Origin of the sequence: Micromonospora sp. NBC_00421 (assembly GCF_036017915.1) — a bacterium.
Lineage (GTDB): Bacteria > Actinomycetota > Actinomycetes > Mycobacteriales > Micromonosporaceae > Micromonospora.
This window is the reverse complement of sequence record NZ_CP107929.1, coordinates 1,607,706-1,618,566: the sequence shown is the minus strand read 5'-3', so window position 1 is coordinate 1,618,566 and position 10,861 is coordinate 1,607,706. Positions and strand designations below refer to the sequence as shown.

Sequence of the window (10,861 nt, the reverse complement as noted above, 5' to 3'; positions counted from 1 at the left end):
TTCCCTCGCTCAGTGCTCGTAGTGACGGTCGAACAACGGGTGGCCGACTGCCTCGTCACCTGCTGCGGGTACCGAGACCTCCGGCTCCGGTCGACGCCGCGCGGCGGCGGAACCGGGGAACCGGGGTGCGCTCAACTCCCGGCGCTCGAAGGGGTAGGTGGGGATGGTGGTGGTCCGGTGTCCCTTCCCGTGGTGCACCCCGGCCCAGTCGATCTCACCGTGACCCTGGTTGTAGAACGACGTGACCGCCGTGTGGAGCTGCGCCTGATCGTCGTGGTCCCGTCGCAGCGTCGACAACCAGGTCAGACCGGTGTCGGTAAGCGTCGACCGCGCCAGACCGGTCAACACGGGATGCGCGCCGATCTCCCAGAACACCCGACCACCAGCCGCACCCACCGCCTCGATCGCCTGGGAGAAACGCACCGGTTGGCGAATCCCCGACCCCCACAACCGGCCATCCGCCACTGACCCGGCGTCATGCCAACCACCCGTCACTGTGGAGGCGAACCCGACCCGTGGCGGTGACACCACCGCCTGCCCGAACGCCTGGGCGAACGGGTCCACCGCACCCGCCATCGCCGCCGAATGGAACGCATGACTCACCGTCAACCGCTGCGTCCGCAACCCCGACCCCGACCCGAACGCCTCCACCATCTCGGCCGGGCCGGAGATCGTCACACTGCGCGGGGCGTTGAACGCCGCGATCTCCACCCCCGGAAACGACGACAACACCGCCTCCACCGATCCGGCGTCGGCGAACACCACCGCCATCGCCCCATCCGAGGGCTGCGCCTGCATCAACCCACCCCGCACCACCGCCAACCGCAACAACTCCCCCAACCCGAAAACCCCCGCCGCCCAACCCGCCGTCAACTCACCCACACTGTGACCCACCACCAACCCCGGCCGCACACCCCACGACTCCAACAACCGCACCAACCCCACCTGCACCGACACGATCCCCACCTGCGCGAACCGCGTCTGCACCAACTCACCACCCCGACCCCCCAACACCACCTCCCGCAACAGCACATCCGAACACGACCCCACCAGCTCAGCGCACTCATCAAACGCCTCACGAAACACCGGCTCAGTCGCGTACAACCCCGCACCCATCCCCGCATACTGCGAACCCTGACCCGAGAACAGGAACACCGACAACGGCGGCTGATTCGACAACCGACCCACCGGCCGATCCCCACCCACCACCGCGCTCAGAGCATTGGCCAACCCAGACCCGTCAACACCCTGCACCGCCACCCGGAACCGATGCGACGCACGACCCACATTCGCCGTGAACCCCACATCACCCAGGTCAGCAGAACCCACACCCGACAACACCCGCGCATACCCGTCCGCGAGCCGACGCACCCCGTCCTCACTGGCCGCGGACACCTTCACCACAAACGACCCCTGTGGCAGAGGCTCCCGAACCGCCAGGGCCGGTGCCTCCTCCACGATCACGTGCGCGTTCACCCCACCCATCCCGAACGCCGACACCGCCGCCCGACGCGGCACACCCTCGACCCGAGGCCACGACACCGGCCGATCCGCCACAAAAAACGGAGTGTCCTCAAACCGAATATGGTCATTCGGCCGCACCACATGCAACGTCGCCGGCACCACCCCGTGCTCCAACGACAACAACACCTTCACCAACCCCGCCAAACCCGCCGCCGGCTCCAAATGACCAATATTCGACTTCAACGAACCAATCGCACAGAACTGCGTCCGCGACGTAAACCCCCGCCACGCCCGCGTCAAACCCTCCACCTCGATCGGATCACCCAACGACGTCCCCGTCCCATGCGCCTCCACCATCCCGATCCCCTCCGGACCCACACCCGCATCCCGCAACGCCGCCACGATCACCTCCCGCTGCGCCGCACTGCTCGGCACCGTCAACCCACTCGTCCGACCACCGTGATTCACCGCAGAACCCCGAATCACCCCCCGCACCCGATCCCCATCCCGCACCGCATCCACCAACCGCTTCACCACCACCGTCACCACACCCTCACCCGGCACGAACCCATCCGCCCCCGCATCGAACGCCCGCGACGCACCCGACGGAGAGAACGAACGCAGGCGGGAGCCGAGCTGGAAGTACTGCGGAGACATGGCCAGGTGGACTCCGGCAACGATGGCCTGGTCGCACTCGCCATTGCGGATGCTGCGCACGGCGGTGTGCAACGCCACCAACGACGACGAACACAACGTGTCGATCGTCATGCTCGGCCCCGACAGATCCAGGAAGTAACTCACCCGGTTCGCCAGGATCGCGTTGTGGTTGCCCAGCCCGGCAGCGGTCTGCACCACGTCGCCGACGACCATGTCCCGGTAGTGCTGGTAGCTGGCGCCGACGAACACGCCTGTCGACCGGCCGGCCGTACGGCCCGACAGGCCGGCGTCCTCCAGCGCGCGCCAGGCGGACTGGATGAGGTGGCGCTGCTGCGGGTCGATCCACTGGGCCTCGGCCGGTGAGATCCGGAAGAACGGCGCGTCGAAGTCGGTCAGATCGTCGACGAAGCCCGCCCGGCGCAGGTAGACGGTGCCGGGTTCGGCCGCGTCGGAGTAGTAGTCGTCGATGTCCCAGCGGGACTTCGGGACCTCGCGGAGGCAGTCCTCGCCCCTGGTGAGCACCTCCCACAGCTCGTCGAGGTTGCCGGCGGTGGGGAAGACGCCGTCGATGCCCACGATGGCGATGTCGTGCCGGTCCGGAGCCGCCGAGGTCGCCTCGGCGACCGGCGTCACCACAGCCGGGGCCGGGGCCGGTACGACCGGCGTGTCAGCCGGAGAGCCGCCGTCCGGTGCGGGTGGCACCGCGCCGGTTGCCGGTACGGCACCGGGCACGGCGGTGACGCCGTACGTGTCGCGCAGTTCCCGGGCGAGGTTCTCCACCGTCCCCACCTCGAGCAGCATGGTGACCGGGATGTCCACGCCGAGCCGGCTACGGATGTCCTGGGCCAGCGAGACGGCCAGCATCGAGTCGAGCCCCTGCGCCTCCAACGGGCGGTCCAGTTCGAGGGTCTCGACGTCGGTCTCCAGGCCCTCGGCGATCCACCGGGCCAGCGCCCGACCGAGGTCGCCGGCACCGGCGGCCCCGATGACCGGGAAGGAGGCGGCGACCCCGTTGGCCGGGACGGGGGCTGCGGCGGCGGGTCCGGTCGCGGCCGGGACCCGACCGTTGCCCTCGGCACCGTGGACCGGGACGGACCCGGGCGGGGCGTCACGGTGCGCGGGGCCGCCGGGCGGGGTGGTGCCGTCGAACCGGGCCCGGTCGTGCGCGCCCGCCGGGGTGGACGGGGTGGACGGCGGTGCCGGGGAGATCCGACGCCAGGTGACGCCCTGGGCGGTGAGCACCGGCCGGTCGCCGTCGAGCACCACCAGGCTGGCGGTGAGCAGCCCGGCGTCGGGCGCGCTGCCCCGGTCCCGGCGGGCGTGCACGCGGACCTCGCCGGTGAGCCGGCCCCGCACGGTCAGCCGGGAGACGGTGAACGGCACGTAGAGGCCCTGCGCCCCGCAGGCGGCGAGGGCCACCTGGAAGGCACCGTCGAGCAGCCGGGCGTCCACCGGACCGGCGTCGGGTCCGGCCTCGACCCGCAGGGTGCCGGTCGCCGCACCGTCCGCTATCGACAGTTGGCGTACGCAGCGGAAGCTCGGGCCGTACCGCAGGCCGTTGCGGTCGAAGTCGCGGTACATGCCGTCGAGGTCGACCGGGGTGAGCCCGACGGGGTCGGCGGGTGGGGTGAGCGTCGGATCGGCCGGTTCGGGGTCGGTCACCTCCAGGTCGCAGACCACGGCGGCGGTGTCGTCACGGAAGGTGACCCGGGTGCCGTGCCGTTCGGCGGTGAGCGTCGTCGGCGGCCGTACGGTGGCCCGGAAGGTGAGGTCCCGCAGGGTGAAGGCGTCCCGTCCGAGCAGCTCGGCGACCTTGCCGGGGTAGCCGGCGCCGGGCAGCGTCGGGTCGCCCAGCACCACGTGTTCCAGGGCCTCCGGGTGCTCGCGCCACGACCGGTCGCCGGGCGTGCCGGCCGCCGGGAGCTGCCCCGCCGACGACGCGGGTGCCAGCCACAGGTGCTTCTCCTCGTGCGGGGCGGTGGGAAAGCGCACCGGGGCGCGTTCCCCGGCCACCAGACCGTCGCCGGCCACGAAGCGGCGGGCCGCCGAGTCGAGGGCGTCGCGTCCGGGCGCGTCACCCAGCGGGGGCAGGGTCAACCCCGACGAGATGGGGACGACCCCGGTGTACAGGTTCCGGGTGCCCTCGGCGCGGGCGAGGAAGAGCATCAGCTTGTCGTCGAGCTGTTCGACGGTGTCCACCACGCAGGCGAGCCGGTACGTCGCCGCCGGCCGCTGCCGGCTGGCCACGCAGATCCACGCCAGCGGCGGGCAGTACGGCGCCCGGAGCAGGTGCACGAGCCGACCGGCGAGGATACGCAGCCCCTCCTCCGAGCCGGCCGAGAGGGTGAGCAGGCCGGGACCGGTCCGGGCGGGCGCCCGGGTCGGCGACGGGGCCGCCGCGAGGACGGCGTGCGCGTTCACCCCGCCGAAGCCGAAGCTGCTGACCCCGGCGACCCGGGGCCCGACCCACGGGACGAGCCGGTCCGGGACGAACAGCGGCGAGTTCTCGAAGCGGAACGCCCGGTTCGGGAAGGTGAGGTGGGCCGAGGGCGGAATCCGGTCCGCCTGGAGCGCGAGGATCGTCTTGATCAGGCCGGCGATCCCGGCCGCCGGTTCGAGGTGGCCGATGTTCGTCTTCACCGAGCCGACCGCCACCGTGCCCCGCCGCGCCGGGCCCAGGGCGGCCTGCAACGCCTCCAGCTCGATCAGGTCCCCGAGCTGGGTGCCGGTGCCGTGCGCCTCGATGTAGCCGATCCCGTCCGCCTCGACGCCGGCCCGCCGCAGGGCGCTGCGGATCACCGCCTGCTGGGCGGTGCTGCTCGGCGCGGTCAGGAAGCCGGCGGCACCGGTGTGGTTCACCGCGGACCCGCGGACCACCGCGAGGATCGGGTCGCCGTCGCGTTCGGCGTCGGCGAGCCGCTTCAGGACGATGACCCCACAGCCCTCGCCCCGGACGTACCCGTCGGCGTCGTCGTCGAAGGTGCGGCACACCCCGGTCGGGGAGAGCATGCCGTTGCGCAGGAAGGAGCGGGTCTTGGTGGGGGTCAGCACCAGGTTGGCCGCGCCGACGACGGCCGCGTCCACCTCCCCGGCGCGCAGGTGCATGGCCGCCTGGTGCAGGGCGACCAGTGAGGACGAGCAGGCCGTGTCGACGGCGAAGCTCGGCCCCGACCAGTTGAAGGCGTGGGAGAGCCGGTTGGCCACCATCGACACCGCCGTGCCGGTGGCCACGTGCGGGTCGCCGGCCCCGATGCTGCCCGCCACCAGTTCGGGGAAGTCGCTGGCGATGGTGCCGATGAAGACGCCGGTGGCGGTGCCGAGGGAGGCGGCGGTGTGGCCGCAGCTCTCCAGGGCCTCGTCGGTGACGCTCAGCAGCAGCCGCTGCAACGGGTCCAGCCGTCGGGCCTCCCGGTCGGTGAGCTGGAACCGGGCGGCGTCGAAGTGCTCGACCCGGTCGACCCAGCCGGTCGGGACCTCGTCGGCGGTGGACCAGAGGTGACCCCAGCCACGGTGTCCGGTCGGCGCGTCTCCGACGCTGGAAACCCCGTCGGCGAGGTTGGCCCAGAACTCGTCGGGGGTGGCGGCACCGGGGAACCGGCAGGCCAGGCCGATGACGGCGAGCGGCTCCCCGACGGTGTCGGGTGCCGGGGTCCCGGACCGGGTCGCCGGTGCGCGGTGGCGGGGCGGCTCCGGCCGTACGGTGTCGGGTTCGGCCGGGTCGCCGGTCGCGGCCTGCGGTCCGCCGGTCGCACCGGCCGGGACGGGGTGCGCCGGGTCCGACGCGGCGTCGACGGTACGGTCGGCAGCCGCGTCGGTGGTGGCCGCGACGACCGCCTCGGCGGCAGCGACGACGGCCTGCTCGGGGGTCGCCCCGGTGGTGCCGGTCCGGGAGCGCCCGGACGCGCTGGGCGCGGGTTCGAGCAGTCCGGCGAGCCGTTCGGGGGTGCCGGTGGCGAAGATCGCCGGTGGGCTCACCGGGACGCCGAACTCCTCGGTGAGCGCCAGCGCCGCGCGGGTGACGTTTGCCGAGTCCCCACCGAGGTCGAAGAAGTTGTCGGTGACCAGGAACTCGTCGTGACCGAGCACGGCGGCGAAGACCCGCGCGATGCGGTGCTCCGGCGCGACGGTCGACTGCGGGACGACGGCGGGCTCCGGCGGGACGGTCGGTTCCGGGGTGGAGCCGGTGGCCGTCGGGGTCGCGGTGGGTGCGACGGAGGGGACGCCGGTGCGGATGATGGTGTGCCGGTCCGGCAGCGGCAGCCGGCCACGGGCGATCTTGCCGTTGTCGGTCAACGGCATCGCGTCGAGCCGTACATAGGCGTCCGGCACCATGTACTCGGGCAGCCGCCGGCCGACGAAGGTGTCCAGCTCCGCCTTGACCAGGGTGCGCTCGCCGACGAGGTACGCGGTCAGCCGCGGTTCGCCCCGGCCCTCGAAGGCGACGGCGACGACGGCGGCGGCGGTGACGCCGGGGCACTCCGCCAGGACGCGTTCGATCTCGGCTGGTTCGATCCGGTTGCCCCGGACCTTGACCTGCGAGTCGGCCCGACCCAACCACTCGATCGCGCCGTCGGCGTGCCGCCGTACGGTGTCCCCGGTGCGGTAGAGCCGCTGGCCGCTGGCCGGATGGGTGAGGAACACCTCGGCGGTGCGGTCCGGGCGGTTGACGTAGCCCCGGGCCAGGCCGACGCCGGACAGGTACAGCTCGCCGGTGTCGGCGGGGTTCAGGTCGGCGTCGAGCACGTGCAGGGTGAGGTTGGGCAGCGGTTCGCCCAGGGGCAGGAACGCGCCGACCGACTCGACCCGGTGGGCGGACGCCCAGATCGTCGCCTCGGTGGGGCCGTAGAGGTTCCACAGGGCACGGGCGGTGCCGTGCAGTTGCTGGGCGGTCGCCGGCACCAGGGCCTCGCCGCCGGACAGGACGGTGAGCTGCGGCCTCGGCGTCCAGCCGGTCTCCAGCAGCAGCCGCCACATGCTCGGGGTGGCCTGGGCGACGGTGACCTCGCCGATGAGGTCGGCCAGCCGGTGCGGGTCGCGGGCCACCGCCCGGGACGCCAGGGTCACGGTCGCGCCGACGGTCAGCGGCAGCAGCAGTTCCAGCAGGGAGATGTCGAACGCGACGGTGGTGTGCGCGAGGACGATGTCGGTCTCGGACGAGCCGAGCCGTTCGCCGATGCCGGTCAGGAAGTTCGCCAGGGCGGCGTGCCCGATCTCCACCCCCTTCGGTTCGCCGGTCGACCCGCTGGTGAACAGCACGTACGCGAGGTCGGCGCCGGTGACCGTCGGCGGCGCGGCCAGCGCTGACCCGTCCGGGCCGGGGATCGGCAGCACCGGACCGACCGACGCGCCGAACGCGAGGCTGTGTTCGTCGGCGAGGATCAGATCGCACTCGGCGACCTGCACGTAGCGGCGCAGTCGTTCCACCGGATAGTTCGGGTCGAGCGGCAGGAACGCCGCCCCGACCCGCAGGATGCCGAGCATCGCCGGGACCAGGTCGGGGCCGCGCTCGGTGAGCAGGCCGACGACGGACCCGGCACCGATCCCCTGGTCGTACAGGTGGGCGGCGATGGCGTCGGCCCAGGAGTCCAGGGTGGCGTAGTCGATCCGGCGGGCACCGCTGCGGACCGCGACGGCGTCCGGACGGGCGGCCATGGTGGCCGCGACCAGATCCAGCACTGTGGGTACGGAGGCTGCCGGCTCGGCCGCACGGTCCGGGTACGACGCGACGTCGGTCGGGCCCACGGCGTCGGACCCGTCGTGTCGGGTGGCCCCGGACCCGTCGGGCGGCGTCGCACCGGCCGGTGCCGAATCGACCCTGTCCGCGGGGGCGGGCTCGGCCGAGGCGATCGCAGCCTCGTCGGCAGCGGCGGGCGTCGACGCGGCAGCCGGCGTGGGCATGGGCGCGGCGGTGCCGAGGAGCATGGCCCCGAGGGCGATGTCCTCGACCCGCTCGGCGAACTCCAGCGCCTCGTCGGCGGACATCGCGGTTTCCCGGACGAACACCGTGGGCGGGCCGTCGTGCAGGCAGATCAGGGCGATCTCGGTGTCCGGCTCGGTGGCCGCCTCGTCGTCGGGGTGCCGCTGGAGGACGGCGATCCGGGTGAAGGTCGGCCCGTCGGCACCGACCGGGCGGTGTGCCAGACCGAGGCGTACCTCCAGGTCGGTGGCGTAACCGTGCCGGGCGGTGGCCTCGTCGAGCCGGGCGGACAGTTCGTCGGCGGCGCCGGCGTCGAAGCGCACCGGGACGCGGGCGACGGCGAGCCCGCAGGTCGCCTCGGCCAGGGCCGGCGCGGAGGAGGTCGACCAGGCGAAGTCGAAGCTCGGCGCCTCCATCCGTTCGGCGAGCACGGCGAGGAAGGCGCGGATGACGGTGACCGTCTCGGCCCGGGACCGGGGCAGGTAGGCCAGCTCGTACCGGCCGTAGTGGGCGGACGCGGCGGTGAAGTCCTCGGCGGGCAGCGGCGCCGGCCGCAGGTCGGTCAGGCGGGCCCTCCACCAGGACTCGTGCCGGCGCAGCGGACCCTGCGCGTCGGTGATCGCCGCCAACCGCCCGGGTGGCGCGGCCGGCAGCGGCCGGCCCGGGGTGATGCCCAGCCGCTGGGCCACTGCCCGGCCGCTGAGCGCACTGCCGTCGGTCGCCGTGAAGTCGCTCAGCAGCAGGTCGCCGTCGGGGGTGGACAGGGTCAGCGCGGAGTCGGTCACGGCCGTCGCGACGGTCACCGACGGCGGGTCCTCGCGGGGGATGCGCCGGACCTGGCTGGTGAACACCGCACCCTGGGCGGTGATCAGCGCCGGCACCCCGAGCGGGTTGGGGAACGTGCCGTAGTCGAGGGCCTTGGCGATGCGTTCGGCCTCGGTGGCGGAGGTGCCGGCGTGGATGAGGCCACCGCCGGCGATCCGGTCGCGCTGGTGGTAGAAGCGACGCTCCCGGTCGCCGGTGTCGACCGGTTCGGGCAGTCCGCGCCGCAGCAGGTGCCCGACGAGGTCGGCGAAGAGCGCGATGCCCACCTCGGCGGTCTCGTAGGTCAGGGAGAGCGCGGTGGAATGCGTCCGGACCGGGAACCACCGTTCCAGCAACACGGGGCCGGCGTCCACCGCCTCGGTCATCAGGTGCCAGGTCGCGGCGTGCCGGGTCGCCCCCTCGTAGAGCGCCCAGGCGGCGACGTTGCTGCCGGAGTAGCGGGGCAGCGGACCGTCGTGGAAGTTGACCGCGGCCACCTTCGGCAGCGCCAGCACCGGGCCGGGCAGGATCCGGAAGTTGACGATACTGAACAGGTAGTCGACCTCGGTGGCGGTGAGCGCGGCGGCGAGGTCGGCGTGCGGGTCCAGCACCGGGACGTCGTGCGCGTCCGCCCAGGCGGCGGCGACCGGGTCGTCGGTGAAGACGCCCTCGACGCGGATCCCGGCCTCGACGAGCTGGTCGGCGCAGCGGGCCAGGACCCGGGTGCCGCCGATGAGGAAGCAGTTGACCACGGCCGTCATCCCTCGGTGTCGACGGGGTCGGCCGTCTCGCGCGCCACCCAGGCGTCGATCTGGGAGACGACCTCCTCGTCCAGGGAGAGCTGCCCGGGCGACCAGAGCGGGTTGGACAGGCCGCGGTGGGTCCGCTCGCACATCTCCCAGTCCTCGTAGTTGGCCTTGTCCCAGAGCGCGAAGACGGCCTCGTGCGAGAAGTCGCTGCGGGCCGTCTCGGAGGGGTGGAACAGCCAGAAGTGCCGCACGTAGCAGGTGCTCGGGCTCTCCGGCCAGACCCACTGCATCATCACGTAGTCGGCGGTGAAGCCGAAGAGCAGGTTCGGCAGGATGGTGATCCAGTTGATCTTCTTGAGGTCGGCGTCCGGGACCAGCGGCATGGGTGTCCGGTCGCTGCGTCCGGTCATCGACACCGAGTTGTACTTGTCCCGGATGACCTGCCACGCGCCGACGATGTCGCCCTTGAGCTCGTAGGTGCCCGCGTCGTCGAAGTCGGTGATCCGGTGCAGGTCCTTGTGTGCCGTCGGGAAGTGCAGGCTCTCGTTGACGTTGTGCGCCACCAGCTTCCAGTTGGAGGCGACCGGGTAGTCCTTCGCCTGCACGCACTTCAGGTCGGCCAGCTCGTAGACCCGGGCGAACTCGCCGAACTCGCCGAGGGAGGCGTCGAGGTCGGGGGCGTCGTCGGAGAAGGTGACGAAGACGACCCCGAACCGGATCTCGGTACGGATCGGCAGCAGGCCGTTCTTCTCCTTGTCGAAGAAGTGGTCGAAGTACGTGCCGTTGAAGCTCTTGAGCTTGCCGTTGCGGTCGTAGACCCAGCAGTGGTAGATGCAGACGATGCTCTGCCGCTTGCCGGTGGCCTCCTCCACCAGCCGGTACCCCCGGTGGCGGCAGTAGTTGTGGTACGCCTGGATGCCGTTGTCGCCGTTGATGATCAGGATCGAGCCGGTGCCGATGGTCAGGGTCGCGTAGGAGCCCTTCTCGGTGAACCGGGAGACGTGGTCCACCGGCAGCCAGCGGCGGCGGTAGATCCGTTCCAGCTCCCGCTGGTGCTGTTCCTCACCGGTGTAGAACGCGTGGGACCGGCCACGGCCGCCGGTGTCGTAGTAGGACCGTTGGTCGTCCTGTTGGCCGATGAGATCGAACATGCTGGACGCGCGCGTCATCTGCCTGCCTCCTCGGGGGATCAAGTGCCACGTACGAACGGCGGAGGACCGGGGCGCCCTCCACCGTCGTGCCGCGCCTGTCCCGCGCGGCCTCACGCCGA

The 10,861-nt window shown here is 72.4% G+C and carries 2 protein-coding genes; both read right to left on the bottom strand.

Features of this window, described 5'->3' with window-relative positions; translation table 11 throughout:
- Positions 1–9 precede the first annotated feature (9 nt).
- Positions 10–9,603, bottom strand: a complete 9,594-nt coding sequence (locus OHQ87_RS06980; protein ID WP_328346046.1) for a polyketide synthase — start codon at positions 9,601–9,603, stop codon at positions 10–12.
- Positions 9,600–10,760: an aromatic ring-hydroxylating oxygenase subunit alpha gene (locus OHQ87_RS06975; RefSeq protein ID WP_328346044.1), complete on the bottom strand. Its 1,161-nt coding sequence runs from the start codon at positions 10,758–10,760 to the stop codon at positions 9,600–9,602. Before OHQ87_RS06975 ends, OHQ87_RS06980 begins: the two co-directional genes overlap by 4 nt.
- Positions 10,761–10,861: the final 101 nt, after the last annotated feature.

What these genes read in the sequence shown, in the direction of transcription:
- OHQ87_RS06980 (WP_328346046.1), bottom strand. Translation starts at nt 9,603, where the DNA reads ATGACGGCCGTGGTCAACTGCTTCCTCATCGGCGGCACCCGGGTCCTG.
- OHQ87_RS06975 (WP_328346044.1), bottom strand. Translation starts at nt 10,760, where the DNA reads ATGACGCGCGCGTCCAGCATGTTCGATCTCATCGGCCAACAGGACGAC.